The organism is Labrenzia sp. THAF187b (genome assembly GCF_009363375.1).
GTDB lineage: Bacteria > Pseudomonadota > Alphaproteobacteria > Rhizobiales > Stappiaceae > Roseibium > Roseibium algicola.
In genome coordinates this window covers 4,624,062-4,650,175 of record NZ_CP045344.1, presented here as the reverse complement: position 1 = coordinate 4,650,175, position 26,114 = coordinate 4,624,062, and the positions used below count along the sequence as shown (strand labels likewise).

The window sequence follows — 26,114 nt, the reverse complement described above, 5'->3', positions numbered from 1 at the left end:
GACGGAGAAGATGTCTTTCGAACAAACCCGGCATAATAAAAGTATGGGTAACAAATAAAGGCTGCATATCCATGTCCAATAAATTCCTTCCGCTCGTAATCGGCGCTGCTATGGGAGTCGCCGCGACGACGGCTGCTGGTGCAACGACGCTGGAAGACGTCAAGGCAAAGGGCTTCATTCAGTGTGGCGTGAGTCAGGGTCTGCCGGGTTTCTCGAACCCGGATGCTCAGGGGAACTGGACCGGTATCGACGTTGACTACTGCCGCGCTATGGCTGCAGCAGTGTTCGGCGATGCGTCCGCTGTGAAATACACTCCGCTGTCCGCTAAAGAGCGTTTCACCGCGCTTCAGTCCGGCGAAGTTGATGTTCTGTCCCGCAATACCACCTGGACCATGTCCCGCGACACTCAGCTGGGTCTGAACTTTGCTGGTGTGAACTACTATGACGGTCAGGGCTTCATGGTTCGCAAGGACCTTGGCGTGACCTCCGCACTGGAACTGTCCGGCGCTTCGGTCTGCACCAACACCGGTACGACCACTGAGCTTAACGTTGCCGACTACTTCCGCGCCAACAACATGCCGTACGAAATCGTCGCCTTCGAAAAGGCCGACGAAGTTGTGGCTGCATACGACGCCGGCCGTTGCGACGTTTACACCACTGACGCATCCGGCCTGTACGCACAGCGCCTGAAGCTGACCAACCCGGGCGACCACATGGTCCTGCCGGAAATCATCTCCAAGGAGCCTCTGGGTCCGGTTGTCCGTCAGGGCGACGATGAGTGGTTCAACATTGCAAAGTGGACGCTGAACGCGATGCTCAACGCAGAAGAGCTCGGCGTGACCTCTGAAAACGTTGACGAGATGAAGTCTTCCGACAACCCGTCCATCAAGCGTCTTCTGGGCGTTGAGGGCGCGTTTGGTGAAGCTATCGGCCTGCCGAACGACTGGGCCTATGCGATCATCAAAAACGTCGGTAACTACGAAGAGTCCTTCAACGCCAACGTTGGTCCGGACACTCCGCTCGGCATCTCCCGTGGCGTAAACGCTCTGTGGAACGACGGCGGCTTCATGTACGCACCGCCGGTCCGCTAATCCTCTTCTTTGATTGAGGATTGAAGGGGTTCCGGCGGTTGTTCTGCCGGAACCCTCAATAAATTCCACGCAATAAAAACCGGACAACATACCCGGCAACCGCGTGGGGGAACAGACTGCTTCCGTCGATAGGGGAGTGCCGACGAAGTTCGGCCAGGGAAGCAGGTCAGACACGATTGAGGAGAGGCTGCGTGCCGGGCTCTTTCGTGAAAACTTGGGCGAGGTTCTATGTCAGTAATGGAGCAGGACTCGGCGGGGGCGCCGGCGCGTGCTTCGCTGTTGAACGATCCCAAAGCGCGCGGCATCTTTTACCAGCTGCTGCTGGTCGTCGCGCTGGTGACTTTGGGATATGTCATCGTTTCGAACACGATAGCCAACCTGGAAAGGCAGAACATCGCCTCCGGTTGGGGCTTTCTAGAAAATACAGCCGGGTTTGGAACCAACCAGTCACTGGTTTCCTACTCTGAGACATCAAGTTACGGAAGAGCGATCTATGTCGGCTTCCTGAACACTCTGCTTGTGGCGGGCGTAGGTATCTTCTTCGCCACGATCTTTGGGTTCATCATCGGTATCGCCCGCTTGTCGAACAACTGGGTCATCAGCCGTCTGGCGTATTGCTACGTTGAGCTGGTCCGTAATATCCCGCTGCTGCTGCAGATCTTTTTCTGGTACTTCGCGGTGCTGCGATCGATCCCCGGCAAGCGTGAAAAATGGTCGTTGTTCGACACATTCCACCTGAACATTGGCGGTCTTCGGCTTCCCAAACCCATCATGGGCACCGGATCGGAATGGATCGGCTACGCGTTCCTGATCGGGATAGCAGTAGCGTTCCTCGTGGCACGTTGGGCGCGCAAGCGTCAGGAGGCCACAGGGCAACCGTTCCCGTCATTCCTGACGGGGGTCGGACTTATTATTGGCCTGCCTTTGCTGACGTACTTTGCAACCGGCATGCCGATCACTCTTGAACATCCGAACTTCGTCGAAACCGGGCCAATCCTGCGTCAGGGGTTCGAACTCAATGTCGGGATCAATATTATTCCTGAATTCCTGGCTCTTACCGCAGCCCTGGCAATCTATACCGCATCGTTCATCGCTGAGATCGTACGTGCCGGTATTCAGGCAGTGAGCCACGGTCAGACCGAAGCAGCGCATGCTCTTGGTCTGAGGAACGGACCGACGTTGAGACTGGTGGTCATTCCCCAGGCGATGCGCGTGATCATTCCGCCGCTGACGAGTCAGTACCTGAACCTTACCAAGAATTCTTCACTGGCAGTTGCCATTGCCTATCCGGACCTCGTCTCGATGGGTGGAACGGTGCTCAACCAGACCGGCCAGGCGATTGAAATCATCGGTATATGGATGGTTGTCTATCTGTCGCTCAGCCTCATCACATCGGCCTTCATGAACTGGTACAACCAGCGCATGGCGCTCGTGGAACGGTAAGGAGCGCGCAAAATGGCTAACACTGATATGTTCCAAATCAGAACCGAGGAGGCGCCGCGACTGCCGGCGCCGATCTCGACCACCGGCGTCATCGGCTGGATGCGTCAGAACCTGTTTTCGTCCATCGGCAACACCGTTCTGACTGTGATCGGCATTCTGATCGCCTACTCACTTATCGCGCCTTTGATCCAGTTCGCATTTATCGATGCTGTCTGGAGCGGCGACAATCGCGAGGCGTGTCTGCCGCAGGACGGCGGCCATAGCGGTGCCTGCTGGGCTTACGTGGAAGCGTACTTCCCGCAGTTCATCTATGGCCGGTATCCGACCGAGGAAATCTGGCGGGTGAACATCGTCTATTTCCTGTTCGCGGTGTTGCTCGTGCCGCTGGCAATCCCCAGCGCGCCGTTCAAGAAAATCAACGCAATCCTGTTTCTGGTCGTCTTCCCGATCATCGCATACTTCCTGCTGACCGGCCTGGTCATCGGAGATGCGGTCATCCTGCCGATCGTTGAAACAGCGGTTTGGGGCGGTCTGCTTGTCACGCTTGTCATCGCGGTCACGGGTATTGTGGCCTCGCTACCGCTCGGTATCGCGCTGGCGCTTGGACGTCGATCAAGAATGCCGATCATCAAGCTTGTCTCGGTTATCTTCATCGAGTTCTGGCGCGGTGTTCCGCTGATCACGGTTCTGTTCATGTCGTCGGTGATGCTGCCGTTGTTCCTGCCGGAAGGCGTGACCTTCGACAAGCTGCTGCGCGTGCTGATCGGCGTGACCCTGTTCTCTGCCGCCTATATGGCAGAAGTGGTCCGCGGTGGCCTGCAGGCCATTCCGAAGGGGCAATATGAAGGTGCCATGGCGCTCGGGCTCCGGTTCTGGCCGATGATGTATCTCATCATTTTGCCACAGGCTCTGAAGCTCGTGATCCCCGGGATCGTCAACACCTTCATCGGATTGTTCAAGGATACGACTCTGGTTCTGATCGTCGGCATGTTCGACCTTCTCGGCCAGATCCAGTCGTCCTTCACGGATCCGACATGGTCGACGCCCAGCACCGGTCACACGGGTTACCTGTTCGCTGCAGTGGTGTTCTGGACCTTCTGCTTCGGCATGTCGCGCTACTCCATATTCATGGAGAAGAAGCTTCATACAGGACACAAACGCTAGCAAACCGCTTCCGGGGCGCGCGATGAACCGCAGCGCCCCGGCCACAGGACACTCTTGGAGTTAAAAACTATGTCTGAAAACGCTGTACGCGACGAGGAACTCGCAGCCGACCGTTCCAGAATGACCATCTCCGATACGGACGTGGCTATTGAAATCAAGAACATGAACAAGTGGTACGGGGATTTCCACGTTCTGCGCGACATCAACCTGAAGGTCATGCGCGGCGAACGTATCGTTATCTGCGGACCGTCAGGTTCCGGCAAATCCACGATGATCCGTTGTATCAACCGTCTGGAAGAACATCAGGCGGGACAGATCCTTGTTGATGGCATCGAGTTGACGGACGATCTGAAAAAGATCGACGAAATCCGCCGCGAAGTCGGCATGTGCTTCCAGCACTTCAACCTGTTCCCGCATCTGACGATCCTGGAGAACTGCACTCTGGCTCCGATCTGGGTTCGCAAGATGCCCAAGAAGGAAGCCGAAGACATCGCGATGCACTATCTCGAGCGCGTCAAGATCCCGGAGCAGGCGAACAAATATCCGGGGCAGCTGTCCGGTGGGCAGCAGCAGCGCGTTGCTATTGCACGGTCCTTGTGCATGAACCCGAAAATCATGCTGTTCGATGAGCCGACCTCGGCACTCGACCCGGAAATGATCAAGGAAGTTCTGGACGTGATGGTCGGACTTGCCGAAGAAGGCATGACCATGCTGTGCGTCACTCACGAAATGGGCTTTGCGCGCAAGGTTGCAAACCGCGTTATCTTCATGGATGCGGGGCAGATCGTGGAGCAGAACGAGCCGGAAGAGTTCTTCACCAATCCGCAGCATGAACGTACGAAGCTTTTCCTGAGCCAGATCCTGCACCACTGATCGGCTAAAGACTGCGGATGATGAAACTGCTGCGCAGGTTCCTGATTGGAATTTGCCTTGTTGTCTTCACTGCTGTTGTAGCACTGGGCCTCGGAGCACTCGTTCCGAGGCCTTTGTTCGTTTCCAACCCGGTTATGGAAGTTGCGCAAAGTTCAGCAGATAAACGGCGCATTCTGATACTCAACAATCCCATCCATACTGATATCGCCCTCCCGGCTGATCCGGACGTGCTGGAGGCGTTCGGATTCGTATCGGATGGCGGGCTGGAGCTGGATTATCCGGGTGTTTTCTGGATTGCTTTCGGGTGGGGCGGGCGGTCCTTCTATATCGAAACGCCAACGTGGGGCGATTTGAAACCGGGGCCGGTAATAGACGCGTTGACCTGGGATGCTTCGGTCATGCATGTCCGTCGCACTGGCGATATTCCGATTGAGCAGGAAAGCGTCCGCGTAGTCGAATTGAGCCAACTGGAATTTGGTGAGCTGGTCAATGATATCAGGACCAGTTTCCAGTCAGATGGCACAGCGCCTCCGTCGGCAATTCCCGGAGTGGCGTACGACGCACACGACATTTTCTTTCCGGCAGTTGGCGGCTTCAATGCGATGATGGGCTGCAACACCTGGACGGCCGACATGTTGAGGCGGGCAGGGGTGAAGACCGGCATGTGGACGCCGCTGCCTCTGACACTTGACTGGTCGCTGGATCTACATAACGGGCGCTGAAGCAGCGTCCGGTACAAGCCGGTCAACAGCGGCCTCTGCCAGTTCCACCAGGACATCGCGAGATTCCCCAGCCCGGGCGCGAACCGAAAGACCGTGCAGCATCAAAGACAGATGCTGGGCCGCGAACTGGACGCTTGCTTCCGGAACTGCATCTTTCATCTCCGCGTAAATCAATCCTGCGAACCCTCGATCCATTCGTTCAACGACATGCGCCAGCATTGATCTGAAGTCAGGATCATCAGCAGCTTCAGTCGTCAGTGTGGAGATGGCCAGGCAACCATAGGCCGCATCGCCAAATGTCGACCTGCCGCAATAAAGATCGATAGCAGCTGCCATGATGGCCTTGAGCCGGGGTTTCAGCCCTGTTTTTGTCAGTCCTGCCGCCTTCAGGAGGGCTTGCATCTGGTCCGCGAACCGTGAAATCACCTTCAGATACATGTCTTTCTTGCTGCCGAATGCGGCGTAGAGGCTGGGTCTGTTCAGGCCTGTTGCTTCTGCTATCTGGTCGAGACTGGTAGCAGCATAGCCGTGCTGCCAGAACACCAGCATGATGCGGTCGAGCGTAATGTCTTCATCGAATTTGCGCGGACGGCCGCGTTTGCTTTCGGATTTCATTTTATACCAATTCGCACATAAATATCGACATGTCTATTTTTATGCGATACGGTACATAAAATGGAGCAATCAATGGAGACGTTTTGGGAGATGCCGGAAAACACTGCAGACATGGGGACGGTGGCTTGGGGAAAAAGGCCTGGTCAGTTCAGCAATGGGCGACTGACAAGAACTGAAAAGCTGAAGGTGCTTACAAATCTTGGCCGTATGGGGATGCTTGAAGCGCTGGATGCTTTCAGAGGAAAACTGAGCCTGATCAACAGCTTCGGTGCAGACCTTGAAGGACTGCAGCCACCGGAGACCGCATTGGTCCGGGACGCACTCGACTTTGCCGACGAAGTCCAGAATTTGGACCTGATGCGGCACAGTTGGCGCACCTATTATTTCGGCCTGTTGATAGGTGGCTATCGTAAGCTCACTGTCGACAAGGAAATCCTCTTCTGTGCTGCCATATTGCATGACGTAGGCCTGGCGTCAGGCCGGACCAGTGAGCCGCGGGATTGCTGTTTCGTGGTTCATGGCGCGGAACGCTGCAAGCACCACCTTGTCGGCCAGGGGCATGACCGGGCAAAGGTACATCGGATTGCCGATGCCATCGGACTGCATCTTAACGGGTATGTGTCTGCCAGGAGATATGGTGCAGAAGCACATCTTGTTTCGCGCGGAGCAATGTGTGACGTGTTCGGAATGGGGCAGCGCAGGATTGCGCAGAAGGTTCGCAAGGACATCTTCGCTCGATACCCGAAAGGGAAACTGAACGATGCTCTGGAAATCTGGCCAGGCCATCATCTTGCTGGCACACGTGCCGACTTTCTGATCAGTCTGGAGCCTTCACGCAAGAAACCGGAGGGGATGAAGGCAAGACCCCAGCCGGGTGAGTGATCCTTGTTTTGGACAACCGGAATACGACGAAAGTATCGGTGTCTGTGTTTTCAGGTTGTGTTTGCTGCTCCCATCGGAAAGAATCGGCTGTCGCATTTTTATTGCCTAAAAAACGGCCAAAAACCGGGGGGATTGGTAATTATTCCTATTCCGTTATCGTTGTGGCTCAACCCGCCATTGTCACTATGTCGTACGTAGAAATACAATTTATGGTTTATTTAGAATTGTCGGATGACGTATGGTCAGTTTTTATCAAGGTGACCTGCCATGAGCGATCAGGAATACGACTTCCAATCCCGTTTGAAATTCGCCCAAATTGATCATTCCACAATCGAAAATCTCAGAAAGCTATGGCCAGTAATCGAGCCCGTGTTGGACGATGTGCTGGCGGGTTTTTACGTTCACATCAACACCCAGCCAAATCTGGCTGCACTCGTCGGGTCGCATCAGTCTCGACTTGTTTCAGCGCAAAAGGGCCATTGGAAGAAGCTGTTCACGTCGGGCTTCGACCAGAGCTACCAGCAGAGCATCAACCAGATCGGTCATGTGCATTGCCGCATCGGACTGGAACCGCGTTGGTACATTGCCGGGTATCTTTATGTCCTGCGCCATCTGCATGCCCATCTGACCCGTAAATACAGACGGTCTTTTCAAAACCTTGCCGTCTTGTTGAACGATGTCACGGCGGCCGTCTTCCTTGACATGGACCTTGCCATATCAACCTACGAAGAAGAGCTTCTTCTGGAGCGTGCAGCGCAGACGGAACGGTTGAACAAGGCTATCGAAAAGTTCCAGAGCAGCGTCAAGCAACCGCTGGCTGACGTTGAGGCCGGTGCTCGCAGCGTCGCGGGTGAAGCCGAGCATTTGACGAGCGTATCGCAGACCGCAAGAAGCCAGGTCGAGAACGCCGGTAATGTTTCAAAAGACTCCAGCGTCAGCGTCCAGACCGTAGCCTCGGCAACAGAAGAGCTGTCCAGTTCGATCCAGGAAATTTCGAAGCAGATCTCCGGTGCGTCCCGTATTGCCAGCCAGGCGGCGGGCGGCACAGAACAATCAAGTCTTCAGGTGGCGAGCCTGGCAGGTGCAGCCCAGAAAATCGGGGATGTGATCGGTCTCATTCAGGCGATTGCCGAACAAACCAATTTGCTGGCTCTGAACGCCACGATCGAGGCTGCCCGTGCCGGTGATGCCGGCAAAGGCTTTGCAGTGGTCGCAAGCGAAGTGAAAACCCTTGCAGAACAGACTGCGAAGGCCACCGAGGAAATAAGCCAGCAAGTCACTGAAATCCAAAGTTCGACGGACAACGCCGTTGCCTCCATCCAGTCGATTTCCGAAGTGGTCAAGCAACTTGATGAAATGACGTCGTCGATAGCAGCGGCGATTGAAGAGCAGGGAGCTGCAACGCAGGAAATTTCCCACAGCATCCAGACGGTCGCTTCGGGAACGCAGACCCTCGATGAGAACATTGGCGGTGTCGAACAGGCAATCACCGCCACCGATCAGGCGGCCGACAGTCTGTTGGCTGCATCCAGCAGAATGTCTTCGAGCACCAGTTCTATCTCGGATGAGATCCGGGATTTCTTTGAAACCTTGAAGACTGGCACCTGATCAAGGCGCTATTTGACCTCTCAAGCTGGGCCGGTGACGACGTCCGTGTCGTCCCGGCTTCCCCATTCCGCCCAGGACCCGTCGTAAAGCGCAAGATCCCGAGCACCGAGCACGGTAAGGCCAAGGGTCAGGATCGCCGCTGTTACACCGGAACCGCAAGAGGTCGTGACGGGCTTGTCGAGATCCACTCCAGCATCCTGAAAAGCCTTTGCAAGGTCTTCCTTCTGCAAGAATGTGCCGTCTTCCGCGATGAGCTGGGTGAAGGGCAGGTTGAGCGCGGTCGGCATGTGACCCGACTTCAGTCCGGCACGCGGCTCTGGCGCTTCTCCGGCAAATCGTTCGGCAGACCTTGCATCCAGTATTTGCCGCGAACCATTTGCAATGGTGGAGCGGATCTGGTCGAGGTCGGCAACGGCACCATGGTTCAGACGGGACGAGAAGTGGCTTTGAACTCTGCGGGGCGTATCGTCGTCAAAAGCACGGCCTTCTGCCCGCCACTTCGGAAAACCACCATCCAGAACATAAACTCGTTCCGCGCCCATGCTGCGAAGCGTCCACCAGACGCGTGGCGCGGAATAGAAACCGAAATCATCGTAGACCACCAGTGTCTGACCGTCGCCTATCCCCATTTTCCGCATGGTTGACGAAAACACATGCGGAGCTGGCAGCATGTGAGGCAGATCGCTGGTCTTGTCACAGACCTCGTTGACGTCGAAGAAGACGGCGCCTGGAATGTGGGCGTTCGGATAGACAGGCGGAGCATCTGGATGCGTGACCGGCGGCATCCAGGCATTGATGACAATCAGATCTGGCGAGGAGAGATGATCGTCCAGCCATTGAGTCGATACGAGGGGATGGTCGGTCATTACGGCTCCTTAGGTCTCCAGCAAGCCTTTGGACTTGTGCCAGTCCTCGATGGAGAGGTCCGGATAGTTCTCGAAATGAACGTGTCCGGGACCGCTCGGCACCTCGATCCAGTCAGGCTTGAACGCCAGCATGATATGGACAATCTCTGGCGGTGTTGGCAAGGGGCTATCGACCGCTCCTGCATGTGGATGCACCAGTTCAGGCCAACGCGGATCCCAAAGCCACAGGTGAGATCCGCAAGCCTTGCAGAAATGACGTTCCGCAGGACTGGTCTTTCCATCAATGACAGCGTTGTAGACCGACTTCGTCTCCGCCCCCGACACCTCAAGGCTGCCGGCGTCTCCCATCAGATTGACTGCATAACCGCCGCTGCCACCTGTCTTACTGCAGATGGAACAGTAACAGCGCATGTAAGGGTATGGGGTTCTGCTTTCCAGTTCGAAGGAAACGGCACCACACCGGCAGCAACCTGACAGTTTCATTTCAACTTCCCCCGTTTCTTTGTCAGTCGGTCAGACGGATCCGGACGCGCCTGTTCTGCTTGCCTTTCTTTTCGATCTTGCCGAGTTCAAGCAGGCCGATTTCAGAAGTTCTCGTTACATGCGTACCGCCGCAAGGCTGCAAGTCCACATCGTCGCCGATCCTGACCAGTCTTACCCTGCCGGACCCGCGGGGAGGCTTGACGGACATGGTCTTGACCAGACCCGGGTTGGCATCGAGTTCTTCGTCTGTGATCCATTGCGTGGTTACTTCATGATCACCAGAAGCCAGCGCATTGAGCTTCTCCAGAAGCGCTTCCCGGTCGATTGTTTCTTCGCCCATATCGAAATCAAGCCGTCCTTCGGGATCTCCGATTTGACCACCTGTAACCGGAAAGGGCAGGGCCACGGACAATAGATGCAAGGCCGTGTGCATGCGCATCAACCGGTACCGTCTTGCCCAGTCCAAATGGGCGGTCACTTTTGTGCCGGCGGCAGGCAGGTTTTGTCCTTCTGAAGGAACATGGACGATGGTTTTCTTGTCGTCATCATAGACCGTGGTGGCAATGTCGATCTTCGTGCCGTCTTCCAGCTCCAATGTGCCGCTGTCGCCCGGTTGACCGCCACCGGTCGCGTAAAAAACCGTTCTATCAAGCACGATGCCGCCACGCTCGTTGATGCCGGTCACTTCGGCTTCACATGTTCTGAGATAGGCATCGTCGCGAAACAAAGGCGTGGTCATCCGGAACTCCCTGAAACGAATAGCGTCGAATTGACCAACGAACAGCATGCGGTGCAAGACCCTATTTGCCGGAAACCGGGGTCATGAAAAACAAACGCCCGCAATCCGGCCGGACCGCGGGCGATAACAATGATGTGGACCAAGTTCAGTCGGCGAAATTCAGATCGACAAAACCTTCAGACCAGTTCTGTGCATTTACCTTGCCTTTTGCATTTGTGAAGATTGGCTTGGCCGGGTTTTCGCGCGTCACCGTGAAACAGAGTTTGCCCCAGCCATCGCCGCTCCAGTCTTCGCAATATTGACCAGTCCCGTTAATTTCGACGGCTTCCCACGGAATGTTCCGGATCTTGTCGCCCTTGACCACGACAACGGCGATGCCGTCGGCGTGGTTGTTCTGCTTGTATTCCGTCACACCGTCGGGAAAGAAACCATGGATGGAGTTTCCCGACATCATGTCGTTGATCTCGCCTGCCGTCAGGTTGACCGGATCAGCCAGTGCGTAAAAGCTGCCCGTCAGTGTAGCCAGTGACGTCAGTGCAAGAAGTCGTAGCTGAGATTTCAAGTTGCGCATGTTCCCCTCGATTTCGATGCTTGCATTTGCGCTAAACCCTTGGTTTCGTTCCAGGGCACATTTCATCCTGCAGCACGGTCGAAAGAAGACCTGTGAATATCGACGCCAAAATTTCCAATGAGCCGCAACAAGGTGCGGAGAACGTGCGTGTCAACGAGCCGCTCGGAGAAGCCTATTCGGCGTATTGGAACTGGTGGTTGAGGCGTTTTGCGAAGCAGGCTGAGGCACGGTTTCCCGCAATTTACGGGAATTCCGTTTTGCATGGCGCTGAGGCGAGGGATCCGCTGCCCCGTATCGGAATGCTCTACGCTTCACGAGGATGCGGAGCGGTTTTCAATCTGGCGCGTGCTCTGGGTCGCCTAACCGGTTTCGATGTGATCAGTCATCTCCTGACGAGTGCGCCGAGCATGCCCGATCTGGTGAACAGATGGTCGGGTGTCCTGGCACTGCAGGCGTCCTTTCGGTTTTACGAGAGCGGTCAAGGAAAAGATTTTATTTCTGCCGTCCAGCGCAATTCACTGGTCCTGTCTCCCTACAAGGTTCGTCCCGCGAACCAGAAACCATTCGGACCGGCAATGCTGGCCGGTGTCGCGACCGGAACGCTTGAAAGCGCAGGGATACACATTCAGGACATCTGGGCGGTTAGCCGCGGCACTGCTTCCCGGCCGATCTATCGGTTTGGCAAATTCGTCGAAGGCAACTTGGACTTCGACAGCGATATCCTGATTATTCCTGCAGAAGAAGCTTCCGGGTTCAAATCCGAGATCGGAATGATGTCTTCTGCTTCAAGCCTGTCTTTTCACCACCTGCTGAACAGGCCGCAGGGGCCGGGCACGAACCGACTTCTTGCGCGGGTCGTCGGCAGTCTCGAACTTTCAGTGGGGGAGCATCCCGGCTTGTCGTCAACCGCGGCGGGACTCGGTTTATCGCCGAGAAGTCTTTCCCGCCGGCTATCGGAGGCGGGGTTGGGCTACGCCAGGCTCGCTCGTTTCGTCCGTCTGCGAAAGGCGACGCGTATGATGGCGTCAGGCGACTGCTGTCTCGATGAGATTGCCTACCAGGCGTCCTATTCGGATCGCCACCATATGAGCCGGGATTTTCGCAAGATGGCCCAAGTCACCCCCGCCGGCCTGAGAGAGCTGCTGGCACGCTAGACTGGTTTTGGACGCTCAGTCACCACGGGTCACCGGCAGCCAAAGGAACCGGTTCAGCTGTTTGCCTTTGCCACCAGAAGCTTCAGGGCGAAGGTGCCCATGATGCCCGCAAAAGCCCAGTCGAAGGCACGCATGAATTTCGGCGAGGATTTCAGGAAACGCGCGAACGCACTGGCTCCGAGAACCATCGCAGCGCAAATGGGCATACCCAGAACGACGAAGTAAAACCCGAGGAACATCAGTTTTCCTGTCGCGTTCGGATCCGCCGCGCTGACAAACTGAGGCAGGAAGGTCACGAAGAACAAGACGATCTTGGGATTGAGGATGTTGATCCCGAGCGCCTGTAACCAGACCCGGTGAATAGGTTGCCTCTTCACGGAGGCTGCTTCCAACGCGAGGCAGGACCCGTTCCTGACGGCCTGAACTGCGAGATAAATCAGATAGGCGGCGCCGACGATCTTCAGCACTGTAAATGCAAGTGCCGACGCTGAAAGCAGGGCAGAAACACCGATCGCAGCAAGCACGGTGTGCAGTACCAGCCCACAGGTTGCCCCAAACACAGCAGCAAGCCCGGCGCGTCGGCCTTGTGTCAGCGTCTTGCTCATGAACAGTGTCATGTCGGGTCCTGGCGTAACTGTCAGCACCAGTGCTGCGGCCGTAAAGGCAAGCAGGGTCGCGTAGTCGGGTATGTAAGCCATGGTTTGCAGATGCCGGAGAAGTTGGTCTGATAGAGGTTTAGATCATTCGCCTCAACGGCACCAGCCCGGAAGGGGGCGCTCTTCCTTCGATTTCACAAGACAGGTGCTGGAGATTGCCTTCAAGCTGCACGAGGCGCTCTGCATGGCCACGCAGTCAGGGACTGAATGTGTCCCGAACAATGATCAAAGTATAGGAGACAGCAGCCGGGCGCCTTGAGCCAGGACACGAAAAACATAACTGCGGGACTGGAACGCGTCCGGCCAGGTCAGGCGTGAGTTCTGGAAATCGGTCTCCAGCATGCTTTCGACATTGTCGATCATGCGCGGATGGGTGAACCAGAGGGTTAGTTCAAAATTGATCTGGAATGATCTGTTGTCGAAGTTGACCGTGCCGATGGAAACGAGTTCGTCGTCCATCAGCGTAACCTTCTGGTGCAGAAAACCGTCGATATAGCGGTAAACCTTCACCCCGCGCTGCACCAGGGTGTCCTCGTAGGCGTGGCTTGCGAGCCAGACAGTCCAGTGATCACGTTTTTCCGGCATCAGAACGCGTACGTCCACACCGCGCATTGCTGCCGAGCAAAGTGCTGTCTGGATGTCGAGAGACGGCACCAGGTACGGTGTAGTGATCCATAGCCGCTTTCGTGCCCGGGCTGCCGTTTCGACAAATGCCAGTGCGCATTCTTCCAGCTTGTCTGCAGGCCCTGTCGGCATCACCAGAACGGCTTCGTCACCAGGCATCGGAATTTCGCCAACCTGAGGCAGTTCGATACGCTCGCCGCTCGCCCAGAGCCAGTCTTCGACAAAGGAGAGCGCGCAAGCAACGGCAGCGGGCCCTTCGACACGGACATGGGTGTCGCGCCAGTGGCCAAACCAGTTGTCCCGGCCGACATACTGGTCAGCAACATTGTGCCCGCCGACAAATGTGACGCGGTAGTCGATCACGACCAGTTTGCGATGATTGCGATAGTTGAGACGCATCGGTCCAAGCAGTCGCAGGAACTTGTGGTTTTCGTTGAAACCGCAAACCTTGACACCGGCGCTCTTCAAGCGGGTCAGATAGTCTTTTGACAGAGAATGGCTGCCGACATCGTCGTAGAGGAAATAGACCGTTATGCCATCCTTGGCACGGGCGATCAGGGCGTCAGCCATGTCACGTCCCAGTTCGTCGTCATGGATGGCAAAGAACTGGAAGAATATGACGTTTCTGGCCTTTGCGATTTCATTCTTGATGGCTGTAAACGTCGCATCACCATCGATAAGAAGGTCTGCCTTGTTGCCGGCCATGAAGGGAACCCCGGCAACACGGGAAAGAACCGGCCAGTCTCTGGTTTCCTCGTGATCGGTCAGGCCAAGTTCGTCTGCTCGCCTTGCCCGTTCTGCCCGGCCAAGGGTCGCTTGAATTTTCTCGTAGTCGGAAAAGGATCGCCAGCCGAACACGAAATAGAGCGGCACCGTGAGATAAGGCAGAAAAAACAGGGACAGCAGCCATGCGACGGACCCCTGGGAAGTTCTTGAATTCATTACTTCGCGAACGGCGCAGATGCCTGCCGTCACGTACATGATCGCGACAAACGCCGCGACCAGTCCGAGATTGTTTGCCATGACATCCAGAACGCCGGCATCTGTGACGGCATCGCGGATCACCGCTTCGGCTGCGTCACCGCCTTGCGCCAATGCTTGATCCGCTGAACTCATGCAATGCCCCCCGGTGTCAATCGATCAGGCGAAGGGTGGCTGGATCGTGACTTTTCGTTCCAGCCACTCCGGAACCGGCAAATTCTTCGATCTGAGGAAGTCCGGATTGTAGAGTTTCGACTGGTAGCGGGTGCCGTGGTCGCACAGGATCGTGACGATCGTCTTGCCTGGACCAAGCTCGCGAGCAAGGCGACGGGCGCCGGCCAGGTTGATAGCGGTCGAGCCACCAAGCAGTAGCCCTTCCTTTTCCGCGAGATCGAACACCAGCGGCAGGGCTTCTTCGTCCGGAATTGTGTAGGCGTGATCGATTTTAAGATCGCCGACAATCGCGGTGCTGCGGCCAAGGCCGATGCCTTCGGAAACCGATCCACCTTCAGAGGCGACCGCCTTGCCGGTGGTGAACAGCGATTGCATCGCGGCGCCACGCGGGTCGGCGCAGCCGATGACGACTCCCGGCTTGTTCTCCTGAAGATAGGTTGAAACGCCGGCCAGCGTGCCGCCGGAACCGACCGCACAGATGAAACCGTCAACACGGCCACCCGTTTGGGCCATGATCTCAGGACCTGTGGTTACGAAATGAGCCTTGCGGTTGTCGAGGTTGTTCCACTGATCGGCAAAGATAACGCCATTAGGTTCAGTCCGTGCCATCTCTTCTGCAAGACGGCGGGCGACGTGCTGGTAATTGTTGGGGTCGGAAAAAGGCTTGGCCGGAACTTCGACAAGTTCAGCACCACACAGGCGCAACATGTCCTTCTTTTCCTGGCTTTGCGTTTCCGGAATAACGATCACGGTCCGGTAACCGCGCGCACTGGCTACCAGCGCCAGTCCGATACCGGTGTTTCCGGCTGTGCCCTCGACAATCACACCACCGGGCTTGAGATCACCGCGGGCTTCGGCTTCAAGAATCATCTGCCGGGCAGGTCGGTCCTTGACCGATTGACCAGGGTTCATGAACTCGGCCTTGCCGAGAATCTCGCAACCCGTTTCCTCGGACAGTGCTTTCAGACGGATGAGGGGCGTGTTACCGATCGCATCGACAACAGAAGCGGACACAGACATTTATTCTTTCCCGGCTGATCTGGTCCGGTGGCGCTGACCGGCCAGATGAAATCTGATAAGCCCCGGACGCTAAAGGTCTGAAGGGCCTTGATCAAGGTCGCAATGTAAGGCTTCAAATGGGGAATGCCAGCACCTGAGGCCAATCAGGTTCCTTTTTCCCTCTGGTGTCAAAAACACGCCATCAGTTGTTCCGTGAAATCAGCTCACTGAAATTCTATTTCTAACAATTCTGGTGTAATTGTTGATCCGATTTTTGTTGCCTGTCGTATCGCCGGTAAGGCAACTTGGGATTCTAAAGCCAAATGAGAGCGGTAATGGAAAAAAACGTGACCGGAATGGACGAGTTACTGGCCGGATATGCGGCCGGGACCTTGACCTATCCGGCGCAGGCATTGGTCGGTGCTCATCTCGAAATGAGCGACTGCAACAGGTCATATGTAAACTCACTTGAAACTCTTGCCGGCTTTGAACTGGAAGACGCCGAACCGGTCTCCATTTCCAATCGGGACGAATTTCTCGGATCGATATTCAGTGGCGCCGTTGATGACCTGAACGATAACGCGCCTGCCGCCGAACTGTCTGAGAAAGGCGGACCGGCCGTTCCCGAATCGCTGCAGTCGATTATCGGTTCCTCGATGGATCAGCTACCCTGGAAAACGCTCCTTCCAGGCGTCAAGGAATGCAAGTTCGGTGAAATTGACGGCTGCGCAAGCAGTCTCCTTTGGGTGCGGGCAGGGCGAGCAATGCCGTCCCATACGCACCACGGCACTGAGCTTACGTTGGTGTTGACAGGCGGTTTCAAGGACGAAGACGGCCACTATGTGGCTGGTGACGTTGCCTTTGCCGATGGCGATGTGGACCACAAACCTATAGCTGACGAGGGTGAAGACTGCATTTGCTTTGCGGTGACAGCGGGACGCCTGCAGTTGACCGGCCCTGTCGGCCGCTGGTTCGCACCCTTTATCCGCTAAAATTCGATCCGACACCCGGTCTGTTTGCGTAAAGAGGCAAACGAACCGGGAGAATGAATTGCCCAAGACGAATTACGTTGCCCAAGCTGATCATGGTTGCGCCTGGATCACGGGAGCTAGTTCCGGTATCGGACGGGAGCTTGCACTTGACCTCGCCCGTTCGGGCTGGAAGGTCATTGTAACTGCCCGCTCGCAGCAGGAATTGGCGGAGCTGGAGAACCAGTCCAAGACGCTAGCCGGTTCTATTCATGCGCTGCCTGGGGATGTCACGAAGACGGACCTCATGGCCGAACACGTGAAAAAAATTCAGCAGGACTTCGGCGGTTTGAGCCTGCTCGTGGCTAATGCGGGCATTTATCTGCCGCAGGATGGCCTCGATGCCGATGCAGACGCCTTTCGCAAAAGCTTTGATGTGAACCTCATGGGAACCGTCAATGTGCTTCTGCCGGCAATCACAGCCATGAAGGCGGCAGGCAGGGGGCAGATCGCAGTGGTGTCGTCTGTGGCAGGTTATGGCGGTTTGCCGACGTCAGCTGCATACGGTGCCACCAAGGCGGGGCTGATCAACCTTGTTGAATCCTTGAAATTCGATCTGGACCTTGCCGGGATCCGAATTCAGGTCATCAGTCCCGGTTTTGTCGATACGCCGGCAACAAAGTCCAATCCGTTTCCGATGCCTTATCTGATGTCTCCGGAAGAGGCTGTCGAGGAAATCAGGAAAGGCCTGTCCCATCCAAGCCGTTTCGAGATTGCATTTCCGCGTAAATTTGTTCGGCAACTGAAGCTCTTGCGCTGGTTGCCGTACAGTGCCTACTTCGCGCTGGTCGCCCGGTCCACGGGTTGGAACAAGAAAAAGGCCGGGTGATCCCGGCCTTTGAAATGTGTCTTCAAGATCAGTGTCTTGCTCAGGCAGATTTTACGTAGACCATCTGGCGAACATCGATATTGCCGGACCGGAAGCCTGCCTCGCAATAATGCAGGTAGAACTCCCAGAGGCGCTTGAAGCGCTCGTCAAAACCCAGCGGACTGATCCTTGGCCAGGCCTGTCGGAAGCTCTGACGCCATTCTGCAAGCGTTCTTGCATAGTCCTGGCCGAAGATCTTCTGATCCATAAGGTCCAGGCCCAGTGACTTGCCGATTTCCGCCAGACGGCCGGGCGGCGGCAACATTCCACCTGGAAAGATATAGCGCTGGATGAAGTCTGTGCCTCTGCGGTAGTCCTCGAACATCTTGTCCTGGATCGTGATGATCTGCAGACCCGCCTTGCCACCCGGCTTCAGGCACTTCGACAATTGGCGGAAGTAGGTTGGCCAGTATTTTTCACCGACGGCCTCGAACATTTCGATGGAGGCTATCCTGTCGAACACGCCATTTTCGTCGCGATAGTCCTGGAAGACCACTTCAACTTTGTCGTTGAGGCCGGCCTTGTAGATCCGCTCGCGCGCGTAATCGAATTGTTCCTGTGAGATGGTCAAGGCTCGCACGTTGGCACCAACCGATTTTGCGACATATTCGGCAAAGCCGCCCCAGCCACACCCGATTTCCAGAACCTTGTGATCGGGAGTAATGCCCGTCTGCCGTACCAGAGAAGCGTACTTCTCGGTTTGCGCCTGTTCCAGATTGTTGGTTTCGTTGCTGTAGATCGCCGAGGAATAGGTCATCGAAGGATCGAGCCATTCCCGGTAAAATGCATTTCCGAGATCATAGTGCGCCGAGATGTTACGCTTTGACCCGCGTTTGGTGTTGGAGTTCAGCCAGTGGCGTACCGACATCAGAAATCGTGTAAACGGTTTCCCCTGGAGAGCTTCCAGCGTCGATTCCTGGTTTATGCAGAAGACTTCCAGAAACGTGGTCACGTCGGGCGACGACCAGTACCCCGCCATGAAGGCTTCTCCGACACCAACGTCGCCTGCTTGGACGACCATCCGGAAAAACGCCCAGTTATGGATCTTGAGAACACCGTGTGGGCCATCTTCCTGCCCTTTGATATGGAACCTTCGACCGTCTGGAAATTGAACTTCAAGTGACCCGTAGCGGATCTTGAGGGCAAGGCCAGCCGCCATTTTGGCGAGGCGTGGAGCACCCTTCAACTCCGCGCGGAAGTTTTCCTTGGTCAGAACAATCGGCTCACTCATAGCAGAACCTCTTGAAACGTCAGTTGTTTGAAACTGGCAAGACAGAACCTGTCTGCCCAGGCAACCCGTCATTCCCTGCATCTTCTGCGGGTCGAGCGTGAAATGGTACACGCTTGCGCCAGATTTTAAAGGCTTCCCAATGGATGGCGCCGATGACCTTGAATGTCAGCAGCGGCACCTGAAGGCAGGCCTGCAGAATCGAGCCGTTGGAAAGGGGGTGTTGTGTGCCGGAAAATGTCGCCGACAAAAGCGGGCCTTCGCAATCCTTTTCCAGAATGCGAACGCGGACGGTTTTTCCCGGCGGCATCATGCGGAAGAAATAGTGTTGTTCCATGCTGACGAAGGGCGACACGTAGAACAGCTTCTTCTGATCCTGGCGTATACCTGCATCACTGCATTGGCCGGCACTGACAGGTGCTACGTAGGTGTGGATGCCGCCAAACGTGTTGCGCACCTCGTAAACGAGCGCAATCAGTTGGTTCGACCGGTCATAGGCATAATAGACGCTGAGAGGGTTGAAGCCGTAACCCAGCATCCGCGGATATGCGAGCAGCAGGACCCGAGCAGGTGCCTCTAGCCCTTCCTTGGCGAGCAATCGGTCGACATGGAGCCGCAAATCAGACCCGTCCCTGGGGCCATGGTCCTTCTGATGAAACGACAGCAAATTGAACCGGTTGACGGAAAAGAAGAGGCTGGACTGCGCAGCTTCTTCAAGCCGATCCAGATCGAGCAGCACGGAAAAGACCTTGTAGGAAAACCTGTGCTCACGGGGTTTCATGCGGTGATGCATGACCGAGCCCATGAACAAGGATGCCGCCGGTTCGGGGGGCGGTCCATTGTCATGCATACAATTGCTCGGCCTTGCCTTCATTCGGCAGCCTCCAGATAGGTATCGACAGCCGTGTCTTTTTCCCATGGCAGACGGGCACCCAGCGAACGGGCAACATCAAGTCCGGACGAAAGTCCATCTTCGTGGAAACCGTGACCGCGCCAGGCACCACAATACCAGGTGTTGTTCACGCCTTGAATTTCCCCAAGTCGGTTCTTGGCCTGCTGCGCCATGGCATCGAACTGGGGATGATCATAAACATACTTCGCGAAGGTCTTGTCTTCCTGAGGTGGTGCATAGGGGTTCAACGTAACGAAAACCGGTTTGGAGTGATCGAAGTTCTGCAGCCGGTTCATCCAGTAGCTAACGGTTACGTCCCGGGTTTCGCCGGCTTCGCGATCGGACATGTAATTCCAGGAAGCCCAGACGTTTTTGCGTTTCGGCATCAGGGCCTCGTCGCGGTGAAGGTAAACCTCGTTCGGACGATACCGGATGGATCCAAGAATATCGCGCTCCTGCGGGGAGGGATCACCCAACATGGCAAGGGTCTGGTCCGTGTGGCTGGCAAGGATCACATGATCGAAGACGTCCTGGTGGCCGGATGCGTCGCGCACGATAACCTGACCGTTTTGCCGGAGAACTTCTGTGACCGGCTTGCCAAGCCTGATCTTTCCCTGAAGTGGCGCTAGCAGTTTTTCCACGTAGTTTCGGCTGCCACCGGAAATGGTGCGCCACAGTGGCCGATCGAATGAAAGCAGGCGATGATTCTCAAAGAAAGCCACGAAGCTTTCCGCAGGATAGTCCCGCATTTCGTTGATCGGCGTCGACCAGATGGCGGCGCCCATCGCCAGCAGATAGTCATTTATGAAACCGGAAGAGTAGTGTTCACGCTCCAGGTAGCCACCGAGCGTTTGCCCGCTGAGGCGTCCGGCCTTCAGATCTTCAACGGCTTTGCCATTGAAGCGGAAGATATCACGCAACATGCGCAGGAACCGCGGTGAGACCAGATTACGCCGTTGTGCGAAGACCGCGTTCAGAGAATGGCCTGACCATTCAAGCTTGCCGTTGTCCGCCGACAAGGCAAAGCTCATGTCGCTTATCTCGTTGGCGACCCCCAAATGGTCAAGCAGCGCTGTAAAATTCGGGTAGTTGAGCTCGTTGTAGACGATGAAACCGGTGTCCACCGAAATCCGGGCGCCATCATAGTCGATATCCGCCGTGGCGCTGTGACCACCTGGCCGTTCGCGCCGCTCGTAGAGAACAACGTCATGAAGATCATTAAGGGCCCAGGCTGCACTGTTTCCGGAAATTCCGGAGCCGATTACGGCAATCCGCATATCATATCCTTCGGGGCGTCGGTGTTACCGCGGGAAACCTGGTTGGACGCCAAGTTTTCCAGTTGATGTGCAGCGGTTACGCCTCGCCTTGAAGGGCGGATCACATAGGACGATGAATTTTATGGATTATTTTTGACGCAAAACCATCGGCGCGACTTCAGCCAACGCCATCTGAGGTTTTGCGACCTCGGAAGAGCGGAAAATCTCACACGCGCATCGCCGCTGCCCGGCAAAAAAGCCGGGCAAGCGAATGGCGTGTCGCAAGTCTGCAAGGCAATTGCGCCAAAACAAGCCTCAGGCCTGGATCGTGTCGACAATCCAGTTCCATGCGATTTCCACGCGTGTGCGTGCGGCATCGAAGAAGGCAACGACCTTCTGCCATACCAATTCGCCAAAATCTGCGACCTGCAGCATGGTGCCGCGTTTCTGCGAGGGTTGTTGGCCGGTTTCGATAAGTTCAATTGTGGTCGCATCAACACCTTCATTGACCACACGACGTGTGACCGTGAGGGTGCCTTCATTGACCAGTCTTGATTCATCCTTGCCGGCGACAACCGTATCCTGATCCATGGCGCGAACGACAACGGCCCGGCCATCTGGAAGCAGATGGGTTTCGTTGGTGTTCACTTCACTGTCATAGATAACTTCGCCGAAGGAATCGATCAGTTCTACCCAGATCGTTTTCCGGCCTTCAAGTTCGATTTCGCCCACCCATATCGTGAGCTCACTTTCCAGCGGATCGGCCTGATCCTGTGACGCTGACGCGACTGTGACCGCCAAACGATCCTCAGGCAACGTGATCGTTTCCTGAGGCAATGGGGCCGCAGCAGCGCTTCCCGCCAAGGCAAGGATGAGGCCAAGCGCAAGAGTTCCTGCTCTGGTATTCCGTTGCATGTACGCCTCCCAAGGCTAATACAACTTAAATTACCGCGCGTGGGGTCTATAAACGGAGGTCCATTATAGGACTTTTCAGGTCTTCCGCGCTTTTGCGCCCCGTTCGTGCGGTCACGATTTTGCCATTATCGCACCACAATCTCCCGAATGCGTGTAACAAAGATCACAAATCCGGGCTTTTTCAGTTATATTTCGGTAATAAATGTGGGTTGAACTGCGAAGTTCAAGGCCAATCACCAGTTCGTGAACGCAAAGCCATCGTCATAACTAACAATGAACGTAGAGTAAGTTTGTTGACTGTGGTAATTTTGTCGATGTTTTTCGATGATTTTGATCGGTTTCCGCTATCGCCTGTGCACTTGCCTTGAACTCGAGGTCAGCAACCTGCCGGTTTGCTCAACGCGGCTAGAGGTGTCTACCTCACAGACGTTCCAACTAAAAAGCTCCACCGGCAGAGGTCCGGCGGAGCTTTATGGGATCGGCACAGTTGATGGGGTACGTGCAAATCTCCCGACAGATCAAATCCTTGCAGCAATCAGGCCGTTTTAGTTTGCCGTTGGATCTGCAGATCGGGTCAGGTCCTGAAGGCTGGATTTCGATCGTCCCATAAATTGATACTGACCAACCATTCACATTCAACATTGGTAAAAATTACAATTAGTGTGTTTGAGGAGGCGCTGCTGAGCTCAAGATCCCATGTAAGACTATGATTGATTTGAGAAATGCAAATGCTGGGGGATGACAGATTTTAAATTCGGTACTGAAAATAATAGAAATAAAACTTTGCGAGTGCTTGTATTTGCAAGCATAATGCCAATTATCCGTGCATTCAGGACGCGTTCGGTAAGCAATGCATCCTTTATAGTCGGCTGGATTCGGCGGTTACTCATGCAGTTCGAAAGAGCGCCCAGTACTCAAGCGGATGCCCTGCGGGATAGACTTGTAACCGGTTTCCAATCGAAGGCCCGCTGAAAAGGGTAGCTCGGCACAGGGCGGTGTTGGTTTGTGAGCGCTTCTATGTCCTGGTTAACCGCACCATCCGTGAGGGCCATACGGGCGGGATTGGCGATTGGCGCCAGCTCTGGCGACAGGTATCCGGATTTCACGATCAGGAACCTTGCAGTGGACGGTTCAATGGCAAAGCGCCGAAAGTCCTCCAGTTGATGGAAGGGGCGTCTGTGTTCCGTCAGGATCACCAAGTTACCTGCGATCCTGGTCAACACTTCCCGATTATGATCCTGTTCTCTGCCTATTTTAGTCAGCAAGACAGCTTCCGTGCTAACGACCTTGCAATCGCTGCCCAGGGCACCGCCAATTGTGAGGCGGGACGAAGAGCCGTCAGGCAATGCCCAGAGTTTATCGACCGAAACCGGATCAGCGATCCCTGCAAATACACCTCCAGTCAAGCCTCGTTCCAACCAGGCCGCCAGGGCATCAGATCTGTCACCAACACCACCACCTGTCGGATTGTCGCCACTGTCGGCAAGGATGAGGGGAGACGAGTTTTCTGTTGCTGCATCGTCCAGGCACAGTTCGAGCGGCTTCGTGGGGACACCAAATTCGAAGTCTTGCCTTGCGGACCAGTACTGCGCAGCAATTTCGGAAGCCGCCAGTTGAATGGCATCCAGGTCTGTTCCCGTCACCACGGCAGCCGCGGTGGCTCTTGCCGTATCCGCCCAGACGTACCCCACCATCAGATTGGCATCGGTCACCCCGGATCTCTGATCGAATACCGGCAACGTCGCATAAAGAGATTTTGCCGGTTCATCTTCCGTGCTGGTTCGTTCCCCGGGCAGGAGAACCGGCACGGGAGCCCAGGCCACGTATCTCTTGGGACCGCCACCCAATTGGTCGACGAGATTTGCCGCGGCACGTCGATGTGTTTCGGTCACGTCGATATGAGGGGCAGTGCGATAAGCACAGAAGATGTCGATCTGATCGACAATGGTTTGCGTGACATTGCCGTGCAGATCGTAACTGACAGCGATTGGCACTTGCGGCCCGACGCGTTGGCGAACGGCAGAGATCCAGTCCCCTTCCGCATCGCTCAGACCGATCACATGCATGGCGCCATGCATAATCAGGAGAACACCGTCGAATGGCTTCTCGGCTTCAAGTTCGGCAAGAAAGGCAGACTTGAAGCTCGCATAGCAATCCGCAGACACCGGTCCGCCGGGAATGGATCTGGCGTGAAACAATGGACAAAAGGTGACGTCAGGAAACCTGCCGCCGTCGACGCCTGCCTGTGCCAGCAACTCCTTGCCACGGGTGACCGTGAAGTCTGATGTGGTTTGCTGGACCGGTGAATAGGTGCTGCATTCGGTATGAATGCCGCCAACTGCAATTTTCATCTTCCTGCCTCGTCACGCATTCAAAGCTGGGGGAAGAAGGGGGCCTGTGCTGCAAATCGCAGCCAGGCCTTGTTGGCGGGGGCCGTCCAGCCGGCTTCAGCGACTGCATAAAGCCGCGGAAAGACCATATGATTGAAGATGGCGTTGTCGGTCATGTGCTCGCACCAGATGCAGGCCTGCACCCCCTTGAGGCGCTCTTCACTGCCGGTGCTGAGACCGGCAGCTGCTTCATAGCCATAACAGTCTTCCGGTGTCGAAACGCCGGCCCAACCCGCACCCGGTTCATGCCAGCCGGATGCCTGGACCATATCCATGTAATAGTGCTGTCCCGGGGTACAGATGACGTCGTAGCCCTGATCGATCAGGTCCTTGGTGACTTCCTGTCGCTGCCAGGCCATCAGAAGCACGCCATCCGGGTCAATGCCGCCACCGTGTGAGACTTCGTCCCAGCCGGCAAGTTTCCGGTTGAGTTTCTTCAGGATGTCGCGAACGCGGCCCATGAAATAGGCTTGCACTTCCATTGTATCCGCAAGACCCTTTTCCTCCATGAGGCGTTGGGTCTTCGGAGAGGCGAGCCATGAATTGACGTCGACTTCGTCGCCGCCGATGTGGATGAAGTCGAACGGAAACAGGCTGGCAACTTCTGCAAAGACCTTTTCCAGAAACTCGTAGGTTTCATCCATTGCCGGGTTCAGTGCGTTGTTCGGATAGCCCTGAATGGAATGGTAGCTCTCCGGGGTCTCCGCCTGATCGGCGAAGCGCGGATAGGTTTTCAAAACGGCGGTCGAATGCCCCGGAACATCGATTTCCGGCAGGATGTCTATGTTCAGGCTGGTGGCATGGGCAACAATCTCGCGAACTTCTTCCTGCGAATAGGCCCCTTCGTAGACTTCAGCGGCAAAGCCGAGCTGGGGCACCTGCTGGCAACCAGGGCCACGCCGCGCGCCGCCCTCGGTCAGTTCGGGATAGGCCTTGATTTCAAGTCGCCAGCCTTCATCGTCTGTCAGATGCCATTGGAAGACGTTCATCCGACCCCAGGCGAGAATATCGAGCAGGCGCATGATGTCTTTGGGGCCACGGAAATGTCGTGACACATCCAGATGCGTTCCACGCCAGGAAAATCTTGGGGCGTCTTCAATCACGCCCTGTGCAGGAAACTTGAATGTACCAGGTGCCTCATAGGTGCCGTAAGCCATCTGGGCGAGTACAGTCAGGCCATAGTCACGGCCGACGGGGCCGCTGTAGTGCAAGGCTGCTTTCGCCTGGGCAAATTCGAGCCGGTAACCGTCAGCTGCAAGGCTATCGTCCTGCTGGAACTCAATCGCGATTTGATGATGCGACTGAGAAAAGCGGAAAGGATGTGGCGCTCCTGGGAAAAGCCTTGCTGCGAGCGCGTTGATCTTGGCCGCCGCCGCCTTTTCCTCTGCAGAGCCCTGGGCAACAAGAAAGCTTGTCTTGTCGTCCGCAAAGGCCGTTATTTCCACTTTCTGGGGCCAGGGAACGATATGCAGCGGCTCAGAGAGGTCTCCAGCCGGCATGTTGCGGCGTTCTCCGCTGTCCAGCTCTTCCGGCGCTTCAAGATCATTGCACAGCACCTCGATGACGCTGCCACCGGTGCTGACATAGGCGGACTTCGGACCATCAAGCCGGTGTCTCGCCACGTTCGCCAGGCCGGTGATGGCGAAGGTCCAGGTTTCACCTGGTTCGATCGTTTCGCCAGTGTTTGGCGTGATTTCGTGAAAATTCGCAATCCGGCTGAAACTTGCTGCGTTTTCAAGCTTGGCATTTGCCGTGGCCCGGTTGACGGCCGTGTAGGCCAGCGTGAAATCCTTCAGGGGCTTGGAGCTTGTATTGGTCAGTGCAAACTCCTGACGAGATGCAGCAAGATCCTCCGCAGGGCGGTAGAAACAGTCGAGCACAAACTTGGTCAT

At 55.8% G+C, this 26,114-nt stretch carries 24 protein-coding genes; 10 read left to right on the top strand and 14 right to left on the bottom strand.

The window, feature by feature from the left end; all coding sequences use genetic code 11:
* Positions 1–71 precede the first annotated feature (71 nt).
* From FIV03_RS21430 to FIV03_RS21410, 5 genes are all read left to right on the top strand, one after another.
* Positions 72–1,091 (top strand): amino acid ABC transporter substrate-binding protein, encoded by a 1,020-nt coding sequence (locus FIV03_RS21430; protein WP_031268586.1) that lies wholly within the window; start codon positions 72–74, stop codon positions 1,089–1,091.
* Between the two features lie 228 nt (positions 1,092–1,319).
* A complete protein-coding gene (locus FIV03_RS21425) occupies positions 1,320–2,534 on the top strand; it encodes an amino acid ABC transporter permease (RefSeq protein ID WP_209009736.1) in 1,215 nt (404 codons plus the stop codon).
* Between the two features lie 12 nt (positions 2,535–2,546).
* Positions 2,547–3,698: an amino acid ABC transporter permease gene (locus tag FIV03_RS21420; RefSeq protein ID WP_031268584.1), complete on the top strand. Its 1,152-nt coding sequence runs from the start codon at positions 2,547–2,549 to the stop codon at positions 3,696–3,698.
* Positions 3,699–3,767: 69 nt separating this feature from the next.
* The gene (locus tag FIV03_RS21415) at positions 3,768–4,571 is read left to right on the top strand and encodes an amino acid ABC transporter ATP-binding protein (RefSeq protein ID WP_022998815.1); all 804 of its coding nucleotides are present in this window, start codon (positions 3,768–3,770) and stop codon (positions 4,569–4,571) included.
* A 20-nt stretch (positions 4,572–4,591) separates the two neighbouring features.
* Positions 4,592–5,293, top strand: coding sequence for a TIGR02117 family protein (locus FIV03_RS21410; protein WP_353622178.1), 702 nt, complete (start codon positions 4,592–4,594; stop codon positions 5,291–5,293).
* Here the strand turns inward: FIV03_RS21410 and FIV03_RS21405 are convergent.
* Positions 5,276–5,908: a TetR/AcrR family transcriptional regulator gene (locus FIV03_RS21405; protein WP_152510906.1), complete on the bottom strand. Its 633-nt coding sequence runs from the start codon at positions 5,906–5,908 to the stop codon at positions 5,276–5,278. The genes FIV03_RS21410 and FIV03_RS21405 overlap by 18 nt on opposite strands.
* A gap of 72 nt (positions 5,909–5,980) precedes the next feature.
* Here FIV03_RS21405 and FIV03_RS21400 point away from each other — a divergent pair, with 72 nt between their 5' ends.
* Together FIV03_RS21400 and FIV03_RS21395 are read left to right on the top strand one after the other, a co-directional pair.
* Positions 5,981–6,790, top strand: a complete 810-nt coding sequence (locus FIV03_RS21400) for an HD domain-containing protein (RefSeq protein ID WP_152510905.1) — start codon at positions 5,981–5,983, stop codon at positions 6,788–6,790.
* Between the two features lie 267 nt (positions 6,791–7,057).
* The gene (locus tag FIV03_RS21395) at positions 7,058–8,398 is read left to right on the top strand and encodes a globin-coupled sensor protein (RefSeq protein ID WP_152510904.1); all 1,341 of its coding nucleotides are present in this window, start codon (positions 7,058–7,060) and stop codon (positions 8,396–8,398) included.
* Positions 8,399–8,418: 20 nt separating this feature from the next.
* Here FIV03_RS21395 and sseA read toward each other — a convergent pair whose 3' ends face one another.
* The 4 genes from sseA to FIV03_RS21375 form a co-directional block, all read right to left on the bottom strand.
* Entirely contained in the window at positions 8,419–9,264 is an 846-nt protein-coding gene (gene sseA / locus FIV03_RS21390) for a 3-mercaptopyruvate sulfurtransferase (RefSeq protein WP_062488852.1), read from the bottom strand.
* Positions 9,265–9,273: 9 nt separating this feature from the next.
* Entirely contained in the window at positions 9,274–9,747 is a 474-nt protein-coding gene (locus FIV03_RS21385) for a GFA family protein (protein WP_173013903.1), read from the bottom strand.
* Positions 9,748–9,769: 22 nt separating this feature from the next.
* Positions 9,770–10,486: an alanyl-tRNA editing protein gene (locus FIV03_RS21380; protein ID WP_152510903.1), complete on the bottom strand. Its 717-nt coding sequence runs from the start codon at positions 10,484–10,486 to the stop codon at positions 9,770–9,772.
* A 145-nt stretch (positions 10,487–10,631) separates the two neighbouring features.
* A complete protein-coding gene (locus tag FIV03_RS21375) occupies positions 10,632–11,057 on the bottom strand; it encodes a hypothetical protein (RefSeq protein WP_152510902.1) in 426 nt (141 codons plus the stop codon).
* Between the two features lie 92 nt (positions 11,058–11,149).
* On the opposite strand from FIV03_RS21375, the gene FIV03_RS21370 reads away from it, so the two are divergent.
* Positions 11,150–12,211: an AraC family transcriptional regulator gene (locus FIV03_RS21370; RefSeq protein WP_152510901.1), complete on the top strand. Its 1,062-nt coding sequence runs from the start codon at positions 11,150–11,152 to the stop codon at positions 12,209–12,211.
* Positions 12,212–12,264: 53 nt separating this feature from the next.
* Here FIV03_RS21370 and FIV03_RS21365 read toward each other — a convergent pair whose 3' ends face one another.
* From FIV03_RS21365 to FIV03_RS21355, 3 genes are all read right to left on the bottom strand, one after another.
* Entirely contained in the window at positions 12,265–12,909 is a 645-nt protein-coding gene (locus FIV03_RS21365) for a LysE family translocator (protein ID WP_152510900.1), read from the bottom strand.
* A gap of 183 nt (positions 12,910–13,092) precedes the next feature.
* Positions 13,093–14,607 (bottom strand): cardiolipin synthase, encoded by a 1,515-nt coding sequence (gene cls, locus FIV03_RS21360; RefSeq protein ID WP_077292954.1) that lies wholly within the window; start codon positions 14,605–14,607, stop codon positions 13,093–13,095.
* A 24-nt stretch (positions 14,608–14,631) separates the two neighbouring features.
* Entirely contained in the window at positions 14,632–15,666 is a 1,035-nt protein-coding gene (locus FIV03_RS21355; RefSeq protein ID WP_062488848.1) for a cysteine synthase A, read from the bottom strand.
* A gap of 314 nt (positions 15,667–15,980) precedes the next feature.
* Here FIV03_RS21355 and FIV03_RS21350 point away from each other — a divergent pair, with 314 nt between their 5' ends.
* Together FIV03_RS21350 and FIV03_RS21345 are read left to right on the top strand one after the other, a co-directional pair.
* On the top strand, positions 15,981–16,637 hold the full coding sequence (locus FIV03_RS21350) for a ChrR family anti-sigma-E factor (protein ID WP_152510899.1): 657 nt from the start codon (positions 15,981–15,983) through the stop codon (positions 16,635–16,637).
* Between the two features lie 58 nt (positions 16,638–16,695).
* Positions 16,696–17,502, top strand: coding sequence for an SDR family NAD(P)-dependent oxidoreductase (locus tag FIV03_RS21345; RefSeq protein WP_152510898.1), 807 nt, complete (start codon positions 16,696–16,698; stop codon positions 17,500–17,502).
* A gap of 40 nt (positions 17,503–17,542) precedes the next feature.
* Here FIV03_RS21345 and FIV03_RS21340 read toward each other — a convergent pair whose 3' ends face one another.
* The 6 genes from FIV03_RS21340 to FIV03_RS21315 form a co-directional block, all read right to left on the bottom strand.
* On the bottom strand, positions 17,543–18,772 hold the full coding sequence (locus tag FIV03_RS21340; RefSeq protein ID WP_055654086.1) for a cyclopropane-fatty-acyl-phospholipid synthase family protein: 1,230 nt from the start codon (positions 18,770–18,772) through the stop codon (positions 17,543–17,545).
* 19 nt (positions 18,773–18,791) lie between these two features.
* The gene (locus FIV03_RS21335) at positions 18,792–19,550 is read right to left on the bottom strand and encodes a DUF1365 domain-containing protein (RefSeq protein WP_286202217.1); all 759 of its coding nucleotides are present in this window, start codon (positions 19,548–19,550) and stop codon (positions 18,792–18,794) included.
* A gap of 89 nt (positions 19,551–19,639) precedes the next feature.
* Entirely contained in the window at positions 19,640–20,938 is a 1,299-nt protein-coding gene (locus FIV03_RS21330; protein ID WP_152510896.1) for an FAD-dependent oxidoreductase, read from the bottom strand.
* A gap of 294 nt (positions 20,939–21,232) precedes the next feature.
* Positions 21,233–21,832 (bottom strand): hypothetical protein, encoded by a 600-nt coding sequence (locus FIV03_RS21325; protein WP_022998797.1) that lies wholly within the window; start codon positions 21,830–21,832, stop codon positions 21,233–21,235.
* A 914-nt stretch (positions 21,833–22,746) separates the two neighbouring features.
* On the bottom strand, positions 22,747–24,183 hold the full coding sequence (locus FIV03_RS21320; protein ID WP_152510895.1) for a M81 family metallopeptidase: 1,437 nt from the start codon (positions 24,181–24,183) through the stop codon (positions 22,747–22,749).
* A gap of 20 nt (positions 24,184–24,203) precedes the next feature.
* Positions 24,204–26,114 carry a family 20 glycosylhydrolase gene (locus FIV03_RS21315; protein ID WP_152510894.1) on the bottom strand — a complete coding sequence of 637 codons (1,911 nt, stop codon included), beginning with the start codon at positions 26,112–26,114 and terminating at the stop codon, positions 24,204–24,206.